The organism is Desulfosporosinus sp. SYSU MS00001 (assembly GCF_049943955.1).
GTDB lineage: Bacteria > Bacillota > Desulfitobacteriia > Desulfitobacteriales > Desulfitobacteriaceae > Desulfosporosinus.
Genome location: NZ_JBNFTW010000005.1, coordinates 343,258 through 359,427, shown reverse-complemented (window position 1 = coordinate 359,427; position 16,170 = coordinate 343,258). Strand labels below are relative to the sequence as shown.

The 16,170-nt window shown below is 38.6% G+C and carries 14 protein-coding genes and 1 pseudogene; 12 read left to right on the top strand and 3 right to left on the bottom strand.

Annotated elements, in window-relative coordinates; translation table 11 throughout:
• Positions 1-117 precede the first annotated feature (117 nt).
• The 9 genes and pseudogenes from ACPUYX_RS11950 to ACPUYX_RS11910 form a co-directional block, all read left to right on the top strand.
• Positions 118-258, top strand: a pseudogene (locus tag ACPUYX_RS11950) (aminotransferase); the annotation flags it as partial.
• 293 nt (positions 259-551) lie between these two features.
• The gene (locus ACPUYX_RS11945) at positions 552-1,034 is read left to right on the top strand and encodes a MarR family transcriptional regulator (protein WP_426379882.1); all 483 of its coding nucleotides are present in this window, start codon (positions 552-554) and stop codon (positions 1,032-1,034) included.
• A gap of 184 nt (positions 1,035-1,218) precedes the next feature.
• The gene (locus ACPUYX_RS11940) at positions 1,219-2,460 is read left to right on the top strand and encodes an MFS transporter (RefSeq protein WP_426379881.1); all 1,242 of its coding nucleotides are present in this window, start codon (positions 1,219-1,221) and stop codon (positions 2,458-2,460) included.
• Between the two features lie 178 nt (positions 2,461-2,638).
• Complete coding sequence (locus ACPUYX_RS11935; RefSeq protein WP_426379880.1) at positions 2,639-3,547, top strand: DMT family transporter; 909 nt, start codon at positions 2,639-2,641, stop codon at positions 3,545-3,547.
• Positions 3,548-3,881: 334 nt separating this feature from the next.
• Entirely contained in the window at positions 3,882-4,535 is a 654-nt protein-coding gene (locus tag ACPUYX_RS11930; RefSeq protein ID WP_426379879.1) for an MBL fold metallo-hydrolase, read from the top strand.
• Positions 4,536-4,820: 285 nt separating this feature from the next.
• Positions 4,821-5,435, top strand: a complete 615-nt coding sequence (locus ACPUYX_RS11925; protein WP_426379878.1) for a hypothetical protein — start codon at positions 4,821-4,823, stop codon at positions 5,433-5,435.
• A 95-nt stretch (positions 5,436-5,530) separates the two neighbouring features.
• On the top strand, positions 5,531-6,274 hold the full coding sequence (locus ACPUYX_RS11920) for a hypothetical protein (RefSeq protein ID WP_426379877.1): 744 nt from the start codon (positions 5,531-5,533) through the stop codon (positions 6,272-6,274).
• A 37-nt stretch (positions 6,275-6,311) separates the two neighbouring features.
• Positions 6,312-6,461, top strand: a complete 150-nt coding sequence (locus ACPUYX_RS11915) for a LysM peptidoglycan-binding domain-containing protein (protein ID WP_426379876.1) — start codon at positions 6,312-6,314, stop codon at positions 6,459-6,461.
• A gap of 356 nt (positions 6,462-6,817) precedes the next feature.
• Positions 6,818-7,756, top strand: a complete 939-nt coding sequence (locus ACPUYX_RS11910) for a bifunctional helix-turn-helix transcriptional regulator/GNAT family N-acetyltransferase (protein WP_426379875.1) — start codon at positions 6,818-6,820, stop codon at positions 7,754-7,756.
• Positions 7,757-7,906: 150 nt separating this feature from the next.
• Here the strand turns inward: ACPUYX_RS11910 and ACPUYX_RS11905 are convergent, their stop codons facing one another.
• The gene (locus tag ACPUYX_RS11905) at positions 7,907-8,527 is read right to left on the bottom strand and encodes a class I SAM-dependent methyltransferase (RefSeq protein ID WP_426379874.1); all 621 of its coding nucleotides are present in this window, start codon (positions 8,525-8,527) and stop codon (positions 7,907-7,909) included.
• 728 nt (positions 8,528-9,255) lie between these two features.
• Between ACPUYX_RS11905 and ACPUYX_RS11900 the strand changes: the two genes are divergently transcribed.
• The 3 genes from ACPUYX_RS11900 to ACPUYX_RS11890 all read left to right on the top strand — a co-directional run bounded on the left by ACPUYX_RS11900 (position 9,256) and on the right by ACPUYX_RS11890 (position 13,926).
• Positions 9,256-10,419, top strand: a complete 1,164-nt coding sequence (locus tag ACPUYX_RS11900; RefSeq protein ID WP_426379873.1) for an iron-containing alcohol dehydrogenase — start codon at positions 9,256-9,258, stop codon at positions 10,417-10,419.
• Between the two features lie 381 nt (positions 10,420-10,800).
• On the top strand, positions 10,801-12,777 hold the full coding sequence (locus tag ACPUYX_RS11895; protein WP_426379872.1) for a heterodisulfide reductase-related iron-sulfur binding cluster: 1,977 nt from the start codon (positions 10,801-10,803) through the stop codon (positions 12,775-12,777).
• Between the two features lie 234 nt (positions 12,778-13,011).
• Positions 13,012-13,926: a substrate-binding domain-containing protein gene (locus ACPUYX_RS11890; protein WP_426379871.1), complete on the top strand. Its 915-nt coding sequence runs from the start codon at positions 13,012-13,014 to the stop codon at positions 13,924-13,926.
• 78 nt (positions 13,927-14,004) lie between these two features.
• On the opposite strand, the gene ACPUYX_RS11885 is transcribed toward ACPUYX_RS11890, so the two are convergent.
• Both ACPUYX_RS11885 and ACPUYX_RS11880 read right to left on the bottom strand, forming a co-directional pair.
• The gene (locus ACPUYX_RS11885; RefSeq protein ID WP_426379870.1) at positions 14,005-15,183 is read right to left on the bottom strand and encodes an ABC transporter ATP-binding protein; all 1,179 of its coding nucleotides are present in this window, start codon (positions 15,181-15,183) and stop codon (positions 14,005-14,007) included.
• Between the two features lie 143 nt (positions 15,184-15,326).
• Positions 15,327-16,121: an ABC transporter permease gene (locus ACPUYX_RS11880; RefSeq protein WP_426379869.1), complete on the bottom strand. Its 795-nt coding sequence runs from the start codon at positions 16,119-16,121 to the stop codon at positions 15,327-15,329.
• Positions 16,122-16,170: the final 49 nt, after the last annotated feature.

Genomic DNA, 16,170 nt, shown 5'->3' with positions numbered 1-16,170 from the left:
ACAACCATGAACGTATTCAGCTTAAAACAAAACTGACACCGCTTGAAAAGCGATGCCAGATTGCGTAAATCCATGAAATTCTACGATAGACTTTTTTAATACTGTCCGTTAGACAGGGTTCAGTTCATGCCGGGGGGGTCTTTCTTTCCTAACGGCGGAAAAGAGAACACCTTTAGGGTCAATTATTCTAACATGCCTGAGGAGAGGATAATTGAAGGGATTAAATATCTTGGAGAAACTTTGAAACAGTTTATATGATTAAAATATAATATAATATATCAAGATAAAACTAGGCGCTTTAAAATGTGCGCCTAGTTTTATTATAACGAAGTCCGTTGCAAACAATAGATATTAAATGATTGAATTCGCTTTTACCGGGAGTATCTACGTGTTCATCTACTACCCTGAGAAGAGCGGATATATGGGTGATTAAATCGATAACTCAATATCTTTGTAAATAATGTCAAGCGATTAATTACTAACTTAGTATTGTTGAAATAGAAACAAAAGTTTAATATAATATTGGTAATGCACGGGTGGGAGGACTGGCCATGGACAAAGAAGAACAGCTCATGATGGGCTTCAGGGACTTATACAACAAGATGGTTTTTCTTAATAGGAAGATGGAAGACAGTCTTAAGGGTTATAAGTCCTCTGAAGTACATTGTATCGAATACATCGGAAGAAATGAGGATTCCAACGTGACAAAACTTGCGGAGTCCTTTTATATGACTAGGGGAGCCATAAGTAAAATAGCTAAGAAGCTCATTGTAAAAGGCGTTATTGAAAGCTACCAGAAGCCAGTTAACAAGAAAGAAATCTATTTTCGCTTGACTCCGCAAGGGAAAGAAATTTACAAAGTCCATGAGGAACTGCATAAAGAGTTTCAGGAGCGGGATAAAGTCGTATTTGAGCAGGTAACCGAGGAACAATTTGATTCGATGCTAAGCTTCGTGGAAACGTATAGAAGACATTTGGATGAAGAAATCAAGAAGCAAAGTGTAGATATAGAAAATCGAAGAGATTTTGAATAGTTGGATTATAATGAAATGTAGCTTGAAGGGGAGAGTGTCAAAACGTTGGAATATCAACGTATGATACCCTTCTCTTTTTATAATTTACACGGAAACAATATAGTTGACACGGAAACAATACAATGCTAAAGTGGTTATGTTGCCAAGGAAACATAACCACTTTTTTTCGAGAGGAGAAATCTTGATGAGCGAATTAAAATCAATTAATACAAAATCTACAGAACAAACTGTTAGTAAGAATGCTTTAATATTCGGTCTGATTTCCGTATTTCTTTATGGTATAGGTTTCGGCCTCACAGCACCTGTTGTCCCATTTTTAGTACAACCCTTTGTAAAGAGTCCTGGAAATCAAGCTATAGTTGTTGCACTGCTGACCTTCATCTACGCGGTCTGCGTTTTCTTTGCGGCTCCCGGGCTTGGAGCTTTGAGCGATCGGTATGGTCGCCGTCCGATACTCATAATATGCCTTTTGGGCTCCGCTGCCGGATACTTGATCTTTGGTATAGGCGGAGCTCTGTGGGTACTGTTTCTGGGACGCATAATAGATGGGCTTACAGGCGGTAACATAAGCACCATCTTGGCATATTTTGCAGACATCACTCCAGCGGATCAGCGAACGAAATACTTCGGATGGGCTGGCGCAGCAGCTGGTGCAGGCTCCATCATCGGACCTAGTCTAGGCGGACTGCTTGCTAATTTCGGCTATTCTACTCCCATGTATTTTGGAGCAATAATAACGTTGTTAAATGTCGTCTATGGGGCCATTTATATGCCCGAAAGTCTTAGCAAAGACCGCAGACTGGATACAATCTCTTTAGCGAGGTTGAATCCATTTACTCAATTAGCAAGTATAGTTTCTACCAATAATCTAAAATGGATTTTCATTGCGATATTCTTGCTCGGAGTACCCTCCGGTTCTCTGCAAACCCTTTTTTCGCAATTCGCCAAAGATGCCTTTAAATGGGGCCCGGCGATAATAGGAGTTATGTTCTCTATTCTCGGCGCACTGGATATTATTACTCAAAGTCTTATAATGCCCAAGCTTCTGAAGAAACTCAAAGTGTCACAAATTGCAGTTCTGGGCATGGTTTCTGAGACTATAGCTTATGCTCTCATTGCGGTATCCGGTATATTCTTATACTTTCCATTTTTTATCGCAGGTACAATTGTGTTCGGTTTTGGAGATGCCATTTTTGGCCCGGCTGTAAATGGAATAACTTCCTGTGCTGTCAGCTCTGATGAGCAAGGCAGGGTTCAAGGAGGCAGTCAGTCCGTTCAGGCTTTGACGCGAATCATCGGGCCTATCCTTGGAGGTGGATTGTATGTATCCCTTGGACATTACGCGCCTGCCGTAATGGGAATAATTCTAGTGGCGGCGGCAGTAGCAGCTATGAATAGAGGTACTTGTAAAGTTCTTAAGTCATAGTATATTGGTGTTTGCTTTTTACGATTTTGGCATTTCTAGGTTCACTTTTTTGCTACACGTAAAATTACTAAAATTTTGTGTATACCCTATATAATCATTAGGTATTGGTAAATAGTCGGTTCGTTACCTATAATTTTAAGTATCGGGTAATATGTGTTAGGAGAAGTGAAACAATGACATGCTAAATGGCTATTTATTAATTATTTTAGCTGCTATAGGCTATGGGGCTTTGCCCATATTCATAAAATGGGGGTATAACATAGGCCTAACCATGGATCTTATGTTATTCTCACGATTTTTCATAGCCAGCAGCTTAATGGGTTTTATCTTATTTGTGAGTAAAAGAAAGGGCTTCAAGATATCTAAATCTTGTTCTATTCAATTAGCCCTCCAGGGCTTACTTTTTTTTGGATGTTCATATACCTATTTTCTCTCCATTAAGCATATGTCTGTCATCATTACAAATATATTGCTTTATACCTATCCTCTAATGGTTGTACTTATGTCCACCTTAATTTTTAAAGAGAAAATATCATTCGTTAAGGTAGTTACTTTGCTTATCGCCTTTATCGGTTGCTTGCTGGTTGTAGATGCCGGAAACATGTCTGGGCAAAAAATGAATATGACAGGACTTTTTTATGCTGTTGCATCTGCCTTATTTTATGCCCTGTACAATATTAATGGACAGTATCTTTCCGAAAAGTCAGATCCATTTACCGTATCCGCTTGTATAACCATCATTTGTTTGTTTGCCACCATTGTAATTTATCCTCCAATCAATGTCTTTTCGGCTCACTCTCAGTTGGCCCTGTGGGCCGTAGGCCTTGGAACAGCCATATTATGTACGATTATTCCTCTTTTTTGTTATCAAAAAGGGCTATCCCTTTTAGGCGCAAGCCGAGCTTCTATCTTAAGTACCATAGAACCTGCAATTACGACTTTATTAGCTAGTTTCATTTTAGGAGAAACACTAACAAGCGGCCAACTGTTTGGAGGGTTGCTTATTGTATCCGGAGTTTTGCTGCTTAAATTAGATAAATTGAAACAACCCTATCCTTTGAAACATCATTTGCACCGTCAAGCGTGATTTTTTGGTAAGTTGGTTGCTGATCATCTTGGCGGATCTGAGATTGTGAATTTAAATAGGGTATTAAAACCGGGTGAAGTCACTTCGTTGTGACATTGGCCGGTTTTTTGGTGTGCGACGTATTTGCGATATTCATAAACATAAAAAGTCGGTTAATACTGCTCTCATCGCGACGTTCAGTACGAATCCTCACAACTCCTAATGATTTTAGATATAAAGTTAATCTTGACAAGTGGAGTGATCTCCGCTTATACTATTCATGCTAAATGGGGAACACTCCACTTTTGTTAACATAATGAATGTGCTGATCAACCATAAAAAGGGGTGCCGCAAATTGAAAATCAAATGGTTAGGCCAATCATGTTTTCTGATAACTTCAGAAAATGGCACAAAAATACTCACTGACCCGTTTAAAAATATGTTGGGATATAAGCTGCCTGAAATTCAAGCGGATATCGTATCAACTAGTCACAATCACTTCGATCATAATAATGTTAATGCAGTCAAATGCAGCTTTACCCATATCAACGAACTCGGAACTTTTGCGGTAAATGGTATTGCTATAAAAGGGGTAGCAACATTTCATGACAAGGCTTTGGGCAGCAAAAGGGGAAAAAACACGGTATATACTTTTAGTATTGATGGAATCAAGGTTTGCCACTGCGGCGATCTGGGACATATGCTGACAGATACTCAGATTAACGAAATAGGAACCGTAGACATACTCCTGCTCCCCGTTGGTGGACGCGCTTCCATTGATGCACTGGATGCTGTTCAAGTTATGAAGCAGCTTAATCCGGCAATTGTGATTCCGATGCATTACCGGACAAAGGCGTTTGGACTACTTGGCTTTTTATTTGAAAAGGTCGATGAATTCATTGCTGCTTCAGGGTTTAAGGCTAAAACGTGTAAGGAATTGGACATTGATAAAGCCAATATAAAAGGATACAAAGAAGATAAAGAGATTGTTATCCTTCAATATGATTGAGAATTGCATCTTAAGAAACAAGGCAAATAGTATCAAGAAGATATAGGAAGGTGTTCCTGAAAAGAGTTTGACTGTTATGGTTAGGATTAACTTGTATAAGAATTAAAGAATTTAACTAAAATGGCTAGAAGATATTTCTTTTAGCCATTAATTTATTTCATCATTTATTTATACATAAACGCATAAAAGTACCTCGAAGGTTAATTTAAGGGGGCGGTTTAAACGAGGAGAATTATTTTAATCTCCTGGCTAATTTTAGTACTGGGTGTTTCGGGGTATAGAATTTTGGAGATGCAGTCTCAGAATAGAAAAGCCGATGTAACCGAGATATGGAGGAATGTAGTAAATCAAATTTCTCAAGTGCCCTTTTGGGGGAGCCAAAAAACTATTTTGCCAGGTACCGCTGAGACGATGGATAAGGAATATCGGCAAGAGGTTTTAAAACTGATCGAGGACTTTTCTGAGAAGATGAACGCGTTTCGACATCAGGGAACGGTAGTAATAGAGCAGTTTATGGAATCTCCACCCAAAGACTTCCAAGAAGGGGTTCAACGTTCGAAAAGTGTTCAGACTAAAATGTCAAAGATTGCTGCTGACATTTCGAAAATAGAGTTTCCAAATGAAGTATTTGTTAGAGGGAAAAAGTACAATCTCAAGGATGAACATGCGAGTATTAATGAAATTAAGGATAACTTCATAAAAGGATTCACTTTTACCTCAAAAGGTTATGATTATGTATCACCTTATTTTGGTGACCAAAATCCGAATGCTCTAAACCAAATGAGGGCTTCATTTAGACAGGCTGATGAGTACTTTCTTAAGGGCATGTTTGATTTGGAAGCCTTAAAAGCAAAATACTCAGAACCAATTGGAAATAATAATATTAAGACCTTCAATTAGTCTTATAAACTATCTATACCAAATTTGAAAATCTTCTTATATAGATTGGGGGGTTAAGAACGAAAAGAATAGTTTTAGTCGTCGGAGTTCTCGCTGTGATTATTATAGGGTACTATATTTTTAAAATGTGGACGCAAAACAAAAATGTTGACGTAAATCAGACGTGGGAAAACGTAGTAAATGAAGTTTCTTTGGTACCATTTTTGGCCAGTACAAAAACTATAGGTCGAAACTTAGAAATGCCGGAACGATTAGAATATCAACAAGAGGTTCTCATATTACTTAAGGTCTTTTCTGATGAACTATATAAACTAGACTACCTAGGAAGGTTAATAATGGATCAATATGATACGGCACATCCCAAGACCCTTGAAGAAGGTATCCGCTTGGCAAAGGATTGTCAAAAGAAGACTTTGGAAATTTCCAACCAAATTGCTAAACTCAAATTTTCAAAGGAGATAATTATTAGAGGTAAAAAATATACTCTTACCAGGGAGATGGCCAATATTGAACTAGTGAAAGGGGACTATATTATCGGATTTAGGTTGGCCTCCGAAGGGTTTGGTCATGCGGCATTATATTTCAAAAATCAAAAACCAGGTGACCTTGTTAAAATAAGGCGAACGTTCACGCAGGCCAACGAGACCCTATTTAAAGGTATGTATAATATGGAGATCTTGAAGTCATTGTATAGCGATACAATCGACTTAGATAAAAAGGTAAACAACGTCTTATTTAATAGGAATATTTTACATATGGAAGTTTTTGCTGAAACAATTCGGACTTCGAGAAAATTGAAGCGTACTTGCACGATAAACGTTAGTCCTGCCATAGTATAGATTAGATCTAGCAGATCTACAAAGGAGGAATAATTGGATGCATCGTCATGTTGTTCGTCGTGGTGAGACCCTTTATAAAATTGCAAAGAAACGCGGAACAAGTGTTCATCACCTATTACGTGTAAATCCTAATCTTCGTAATCGTCCGAGTCTTATTTATCCTGGTGAAAGAATCAGAGTATGGTAGACTTTTTCCGGGGAAAACACTTTTATAATATTGGTTAATTGCCCGGTTGTTATTTAAAACTAATATGCGATAATTATTTGGGATAATGCATTAATATAATTCAATATTAATTTTGCGGTTAAGGTCTCCCTCATATTTCGAGGGGGACTTTTTACATCGAAAATAATAAGTTCTTGCCAGAATTCAAATAGGATGCGAGTGCTTTTCGAAGCTCCTTCACACCAAATGCTATCCTTCCATCACTTGATTGGGGGGAAGGTGAGTTATTATTTTCGAAATTTAGTTGACATAGTCAAATAATTTATTAAAATTATATCATATTTAAATAAGTGACTTATTGAGGAGGAGGGTCCATCGTGAATTCGCAGTACATGAATTTGATACAAATCATTCGAAGATTCAATCGGTTCTACACTAATATTCTGGGATTACTGGACAAGCATATTTATGAAAGCGAATTTTCGCTTGCAGAAGTTCGGGTCTTATACGATATTGAACATATGGAAGTTTGTACAGCTAAGAAATTAATAGAAGAGTTAAAAATTGATCCGGGCTATCTAAGCAGAATATTAAAACGCTTTGAGAATGATAGCCTTATATACAGAGTACAATCCCCGGAAGATGGTCGGTTATATTACCTTTACCTTACGGATAAAGGTAAAAATACTCTTTCAACGTTGGATGATCTGTCTAATGTTCAAATCTATAAATTAATCAGCTGTCTGCCAGAACAAGATAAAATGAGCGTTGTAGAAAGCATGAAAACGATCGAAAACGCTTTCTCAGAAAACCCTCTAAAAATCAAAGAAAAGATTACAATTCGCAGTGAATTGAGACCGGGAGATGTGGGCTATTTAATTCATCTTCATGGAAGGTTTTATGCTGAAGAATGTAAATATAACTATATGTTTGAAGGCTATGTCTGCAAGACCATTTTCGATATGTTTAATAAATACAATGCGGAAAAGGATAGATTCTGGTTTGCAGAAGCGAATGGAGAAATAATTGGAGCCATTGCCATCGTTGGACATACTGCAACACGGGCACAGTTAAGATGGTTCATTCTCCATCCATCATTCAGAGGAATTGGCATGGGAAACACTCTGCTAAATGAAGCTCTGAAATACTGCCAGGAGAAAGGATATAAGCAGGTATTTCTGGAGACAACAGATGATCAAAAGACTGCGAAAAAAATGTACATGAAAGTAGGGTTTAAGAAAGTGGCGGAACATGAAAATAAGGAGTGGGGGAAGAAACTGATTGAACAAACCTATGAGTTGAAGGTTTCAAATTAAAAATTTCAAATTAAAAGCCGCCCCACAGCAAGGACGGCTTTTAGTCTTTTTCATGGTTTTTCTTATCTTTATCTTTGTGATTTCCTCTGCAATTAGAATACAATAAAATTCATGATATTTTATGAGCTTTGTTTCAAGAATTTGTCAAGATTATAAAGAGGTGGCACTAAAAGGAAGAGTTCTTTTCCGCATTAAACAAACCCAAGCTCTAGGAGGGTTCGGACGGTCGGACTCGAAATGGCTTGAAACAAGCGAAAGAATTTCGAAGTAAGGTTCCACTGAGTTAACTATATCTCTGGCAGTACGCTGAGGAGGACCTGGATGATTACGTTGTTCATCTGCATTGCCAACAATACTCAACCAGAGACCGTCTTTTTCCAGATTGGCTGATACTTTTTTAGCAAAGATAATTCGTTCTTGATCCGAATTAAATACATGAAAACAACCTCTATCAAAGACAAAGCCAAATGGTGCGCCTTCAATTTTGTCTTTAAGAAAGTTCGTCTCGATAAAGGAACAATTGACCTTGGCTTTTGAAGCTTTCTCAAAAGCTTTCTGTACCGCAATCTCAGAAGCATCGATACCAATAACATCAAAGTTATTTTGTGCAAGCCATATAGAGTTATTGCCGGTTCCGCATCCGATTTCTAATACATGACAGGGTTTTATGCCCATCGTTGTTACAGTCTGAATAAGGTTGAAATCGGGTTTGCCGTTATCCCAAGGTGTATTTCCGGATTTGTATCTTTTCTGAAATTGCTCTTCGATCATCTTGTTATACCTCCTTCAGATGTAACAATAAGCATAATAAGCATTAGGAAATTACTTGTGGAAGTGTAAACAGGAACAGATTATTATATTAATTATAATATATTATTTAAAAGTCGGGAACATACGCAGATGATTTATCCTGTTTTTAAGACCCCCATTTCTATAAGTGGGGGTCGTCCTTCGTTAACTTCAGGTGGGGTAGAGTCCTCCTTCGCCGCTAAGTATTCCTATCGGGAAAGGCGGCTCGGCAATAATGTCCACTGGACATTATTGTATCTGAAGCCTCGATGTTCAGCTTTAGCGTAAGCGAGTTCACTTGTTAAGCACAATTATTTAAATTCCTCATCGGTGCGCTCTGAGCCAAGTTTGGAATGGAAGGCAATATTATATATTAGCCATAAATTTCCTATTTGCTTTTTTGAGCTAAAACTTGTTAATTAGCCAATGGTCTACAAAGTGTTCCAAAATAATGCGCCTGTCTTGAACAAAGTGCTCCATACTAACACATTAACGAAACTAATATTTCTATAAAGTGTGAATTTATACATCATTCATTTAATTCAATATTAACCTATCATTGATTCCTCTCTAAGTGAAATAAATTACTAAAATTTTCTTACTTTTTGGCATGAATTTTGCTTTATTTTATGGATGATCCCGAGAATAATGCAAACGAAGAAACCATTAAGCAAAAAACGAAACATCAAAAGCAAATGGAGGAAACTAATATGGCAATTATTAATCAAGTTTATGGCTATTATATGCCAACCGTGAACCTCATGGGAGCTGGAGCAGCTCAAGAGACTGGAAAACAAGCTAAATTATTGGGTGGAAAAAAAGTACTTTTGGTAACTGATGCCTTCCTTGAAAAAATCGGGATGGCTCAAGATATTGCTGATATCATCAAAAAAGAAGGTCTCGATGTTGTTATTTATGGAGGGGCTGAACCGAATCCAACCGACAAAAATGTTCATGATGGCTTTGACCTCTATACAAAAGAGGGCTGTAATCTTATTGTATCCGTAGGCGGAGGATCTTCGCACGATTGTGCTAAAGGGATCGGACTTGTTGCTGGAAATGGTGGAAGAATTAATGACTATGAGGGTGTGGATAAATCTCCTTTGCCGATGGCTCCAATGATAGCTATCAATACTACTGCTGGAACTGCTGCAGAAATGACAAGATTCTGCATTATCACGGATCTAGCACGACATATCAAAATGGCTATTGTTGATTGGCATGTAACCCCTAATGTTTCAATTAATGATCCCTTATTGATGATGAAACAACCGCCTAGTCTGACAGCATCTACCGGAATGGATGCCCTTACCCATGCTGTAGAAGCCTATGTTTCCACAATAGCCACGCCTGTAACGGATTCGGCAGCTCTGATGGCTTTTAAATTAATTAGTAAATATTTGCGTCGCGCCGTAGCTAATGGCGATGATTTTCAAGCACGTGAACAAATGGCCTATGCTCAATTATTGGCCGGTATGGCTTTCAATAATGCCAGTTTAGGTTATGTTCATGCTATGGCTCATCAATTAGGTGGTTTCTATAACTTGCCTCATGGTGTTTGTAACGCCATCCTTTTGCCGCATGTATCGCGCTTTAACATGATAGGTAATCTCGAACGTTTCGGAGAGATTGCTGAAGCTATGGGAGAAAATATTACAGGACTTTCGGCCAGAGAAGCTGCTGAAAAATGTTTCAGCGCAATTGCAACACTTTCTCAAGATGTTGGAATTCCCACAGGATTATCAGCACTTGGTGTTAAAGAAGAAGACTTTGCCCTCATGGCAGGTAATGCAAAAATGGATGCATGTCAATTGACCAATCCACGGACAGCAACCCTGGAACAAGTGATTCAAATTTATAAAAACGCAATGTAAGCGGTGTATTTATCAGTACGAGAAGCTTTGTGCGAAAAAATTCCAAAATGATTAATAAAGAATAAAGCTAATTCAAAGAGAGGAGCTAATATTCAGGCTTCTCTCTTTGTTTTCTTAATTTTACGTAGCTCGATAACCGGTACAATCTCTCTATTTCCGTAAATCCTACAACCCTTCGATCCAAGAGACGAGGGGCTTTTCTATTAAATAAGATCAACAGTTTTGTTTTCTTCGTATGGTTTCTATAGTATAGATAATGGTCGGATTTCGAAATCTAGTTCAAGAGCTTGATCAAAAATTCAGTTGTATAGTTGGAGTTTATATTATAATTAAGTTAAATCAAATGATGTTTCATTCAAAATCATAAATCGGAGGTTTCTAATGGGAGCAACAAGACCCTTGTTTTGGAACACAAACGGGGAGGGTATAATGTATCTTTGGGCTTTAGTATCCTTCCTGATTTTTTTAATTGGCACTGTTAAAAAAATAAGACAATGGGGACAAGGACGGTCAAGGTCATTTGATAACTTAGGCAATAGAGTTAAAGCGTTCATTTCGGATTTATCTATGCATAATAATCAAATTTTCAAGGGAACTTTTCGCCGCCTTATGCACTTGGGTATGTTTTATGGCTTTTTGATTTTACTGATAGGAACAGCAATGATAGGACTTCAAGTGGATTTTAAAATACCAATATTTTATGGCATAAAGTATCTGGTTATTAGCTTTTTAATGGATATATTCGGACTGCTGGCGACGATAGGAACACTTATGGCAGCCTACAAACGTTATATCACCAAACGTGACCATTCTGATTATACGTTTGACGATGGCTTTTTGCTTTTTCTAGTTTTTGCAATTCTTTTAACGGGCTTTCTTTTAGAGGGTTTAAGGATATATGTTATCGGTGACATTTGGGCAGTATGGACACCTGTCGGGCTATTTCTCTCATTTTTAGCCAAGATATTCGGATTATCAGTTAAAACGGCCCACTCAATTTATGCCGGCTTATGGTATTTTCATATGATTATAGGTATTGGACTTATTGCGTATATTCCATACTCAAAACTATTTCATATGATTGCGTCTTCACTAAATATTATCCTCAAGCCTACATCCTCTCTTGGAACTTTGACCACGGCTGATCTAATCACAGAACAAGAATATGACACTGGAGTTGCCCGGCTCAAGGATTTTAGCAAAAAACAACTTATTGAATTTGACGCTTGTGTTTCCTGCCTGAGGTGTCAAAAGGGATGTCCGGCTTATGCAAGTGGAGATCCCCTTACGCCAAGAGGGATGATTCAGGATTTTAAAAGGCATGCTAACTCGAAAAATATAGCTGAGACTTTCGAGATTCCCTTAATTGATACCATAATCTCCAAAGAGACGTTATGGTCTTGTACTACATGTGGACTTTGTGAAGTTAAATGCCCGCTCAATATGGAGCATATTAAAAGAATTGTAGATCTGAGACGCAGTCTAGCTACAATGGAAACCGGCTATCCTCTTGAAGTTCATACGAAATTCGATAATATTGCTCTAAAAGGTAACCCCTGGGGATTAAGCTTCTGTCTTGATGAAAAGGAATATTTAGGCGGAGGAACACCGGCACCTCTTCTTAGTAAGGTAAAGCAAACAGATATTTTGTATTGGGTAGGATGTTATGGGACATTTGATTCCCGCAATTTAAAGGTTTCCCAGGCAATGATTAAAATCTTAGAACAGGCAGGGGTAAATTATGCCATCCTAGGGAAGGAAGAAAAATGTTGTGGAAATACGGTAAGGCGATTAGGAAATGAAAAACTTTTCCGGCAGCTGGCCCTTGAAAATATCCAGACCTTAAATCGATATGAGTTTAAAACGATCGTTACTCATTGTCCACATTGTTTTCATACCCTTAAAAACGAATATTCAGAGCTGGGAGGACAGTATAATGTTATGCATCATTCAGAGCTAATTGCAGATCTTATCAAATCAGGGAAAATTAAACCACAAAAGGCCACTAAACGAAAAGTCACCTTTCATGACCCATGTTATCTGGGAAGGTATAACTCGATTTACGAAGCACCAAGGGCTGTTTTAACTTCAATTCCCGGACTGGAACTGATAGAGATGAAAAAAAGTAATCGAAACATGGCATTTTGCTGCGGAGCCGGGGGAGGCCGAATATGGATTAAAGACAAAGAGAAGGAGGGTATTAGCAGCCTCCTTATGAAAAAAGTGCTTAGGACCAATTCAGATCTTCTTGCCAGCGCCTGTTCCTTGTGTTTATTAACACTAACTAAAGAAGTGCAGAATTCCGAAAAGGTGATCGAATGTCAGGACATTGCTGAAATTGTGTATAATTCTCTTTAGCCACCTTTGGGCATTAAACATAAACTACGGCTTTAATCATTCTGAGAGACTATATTATGTTAGAGCGAAAAAGAAGTATTTGATTTTCAAGATCATTTAAGATATCATAAATATTGGGATAGTGTCTTCTTTATTCAGGTTCAAGCTAAACCCTAACAGTTTAATTTGCCGTATTGATTAGCTTTTTAGACAATCCTATTAAGTTCACGAATTACGATACAGAGGGTGACTACATTGAGTCAAACACTGACTCCGGTTGAAGCAGCGAAAATACTAAAGATTTCGACGTATACCATGTATGAGCTGATAAAACGAGGAGAGATTCCTGCTCAGCGCATTGGCCGACAACTTCGGGTAGATCCTGCTGTACTTGACCATTATCTACACGGAACAATGAGTAACTATAAAACTTCTAAGACTATACCCTCGGAGAATCAGACACAACCAAGTCTTTGTTTTATTGGAAGTCATGACCCGGTCGTAGAACTGCTCTTTGAATTTCTTAAGCATAATGCGATTCCCATTGAAACGTCACTTTCTTTTAAAGGAAGTATGGACGGGCTAATTGCACTTTACAACGGGGAAGCAGATATTACAGGGATACATCTGTGGGATAATGATTTACGAGATTATAATATTTCTTACGTCCGTCATATTATCCCCAATGAATCTGTTTGCATTGTAAACTTAGTTCAACGTGAGCAAGGTTTCATCGTGGCTTCTGGAAATCCTCTCAATCTAGAGACATGGGACGATCTCACTCAAGTAGGGGTTCGTTTTGTTAACCGCCAAAAAGGATCCGGTACTCGTTTGCGAATTGACTCATTCTTACAAGCGAAAAAAATCTCACCTGATCGAATTCAGGGTTACGCTCACGAAGAAACTACCCACTCGGCCCTTGCATGTCTTATCGCTAACGGACAAGCCGATGTCGGCGTTGGAGTAAAAGCCGCCGCAAAACGACTTGGCCTTGATTTTATCCCCCTATTCCAAGAAAGATATGATCTAGTTTGTTTGGGTAAGACAGCAAAAACATCTATTTGGAATCAGTTGCTTAATACTTTAGGATCTCCAGGATTTATCCAGGCCGTTAACCAGCAGACCGGATACGATACTTCAATGACAGGGAAAATTCTAATAAATACATAATTGAATGTTGAAGGCAGGGTATAATTTTCAGAAGAAATTATACCCTGCCTTTGATTCGTACGTATTTAATCCTTAGACCTATTTTTTGATAAGATGGAGCGACGTTGACGGGAACGTCACCTGCACATACTGTTGTTCAGTTAAACTGAGATTCTCAATGCTTTGATGGTTCTGATAAGCAGTTATTAAAAACGGACCTTCCATTTGAAGCCTATAGACAATACCCCAAGGTATGATATCCTTTATAGTTGCGAAAATTTTATTGCCATTATCCATGAATTGTTGTTTAGGTGATCTGGGTTGAATAATTAAATCTTCCGGACGTATTCCAATCAATACTTGTTCTCCCAGTTTAACCTCTTGATTCGTAATGGTTGTAAAGACGGTGGATGAACCGTCGGTCCCTATAACTTGAACTCTAACCAGTGAGCGCCTGTCGCTCTCTGGGTGTAGTTCAATAACCTTACCTTCAAATAAATTTTCCATACCGACAAATTTGGCAACAAAAGGTGAGTTAGGATGGCGAAATATCTCGTCATGAGTTCCCGTCTGAGCTAATTGCCCATTTTCCATGATACAGATAAGGTCTCCCAAGGCTGAGGCTTCCGCTTGGTCATGGGTAACATAAATTGCTGTGAGAGATAATTTATGTAATAGTTCACTCAATTCTATTTGCAGTTCTTCTTTAGCCCGAGCATCAAGAGCTGACATAGGTTCATCGAATAAAAAAATCCGAGGGTTTCTAACCAGGGCCCTGGCCAAAGCCACACGTTGCTTTTCTCCTCCGCTTAATCCACCAATAGCACGATCGGTTAGATGATCGATGTGAAGCATCCTCATAATTTGTCCAACGTCTATATTGGATTCTCTATCGGCAGCCGGCGTTCTTCTGTTGCGAAACCGAAGTGAAAATAGAATGTTTTCGCGCACAGTAAGGTTAGGAAAAAGGGCATAATCTTGGAACATAAAACCGATTTTTCTTGCTTCCGGGGGAAGCGCAGTGATGTCTTGACTTTCGAGGAGAATTCGTCCGCTCTGTGGCCGGCTAAATCCGGCAAGAGCATCCAATAATAGTGATTTTCCAGAACCGCTTGGGCCGAGGATAACTGCTACTTTGCCTGTCGGTACATTCAAGCTAATATTTTTAAGTCTAAAACTTCCAATTTGCAGCGTAAGATTTTCAACCTGGATAGTCATAACTTCAACAGTACCTTTCATTTTTACTGGCATAAAATCGATTCTCTGATTTTTATCCAATCGCAAAACTCCCACTTCAAGTGGGAGTAGTTCCCATACCTTGCCTCGGTGGAGGTAGAGTCCATCCTTCAGCGCTATAGCATCTGTTATAGGCTAGGCGCTTTCGGTGAAACTGTCCACAGGACATGAGCTGAACGAGTTCACTAATTCTTATGATACTGTTTTAGTCTAGGCTTGTAGGCAAAATATCGAAAAAGTACAAACGTGGAAATAGTGATCAACAACAAAAGTGCTGCTGCCGCTGCGGCTTGTTCGATACCCCCGCTGAGGAAGAGTTCGTAAATTTTGACCGGTGCGGTTTGCGGATAATAAGCCATGACAATTACTGCCCCGAACTCGGCAATGGAACGAGCATAGGTAAGTACAATCCCTGTCAGGATACTCCGTAATGAAAGAGGAAGAGATACATGTAAAAAGACTTGTCTAGGAGTAGCTCCTAAAGTACGGGCCGCTTTTTCTAAACGAATATCAATACTTTCAAAACCTTCCCGAGCAGCATTAATCATGTACGGCGAGCTGACAAACAGCATTCCTATTATAATACCTAGGGAACTCCCCCAGAAACTTAACCCAAAATGTTGGGCTATTCTGCCAATAGGACCATTTCTTCCAAAAATGAATAAAAGGGATATACCGGCAACCGTATGGGGTACCGCTAGAGGTAAATCCACAATCGCTTCAATGACTGCCTGGTGAGGAAATGAACGTCTTGCTAGCAGGTAAGCTAAGGGAGTCCCCAATATAGCGGCTAATAAAGCCGTTATGACTGCAGTAATCATACTCAAATAAATTGAAGCCCGAACATCCTGCATCCCGGCAACATTCACAATTGATGATAGAGGTTGAGTAAGAAATAGATTTAATAAAGGGATGAGGGTAAAAGCGAGAATAATACTGCCAACTAACCAAAATAACAGAAAAAATATACGGTTACCCACCCGAAACTTCCTCCTAGGACCATTTATTAAACCATTGTATTATTAATCA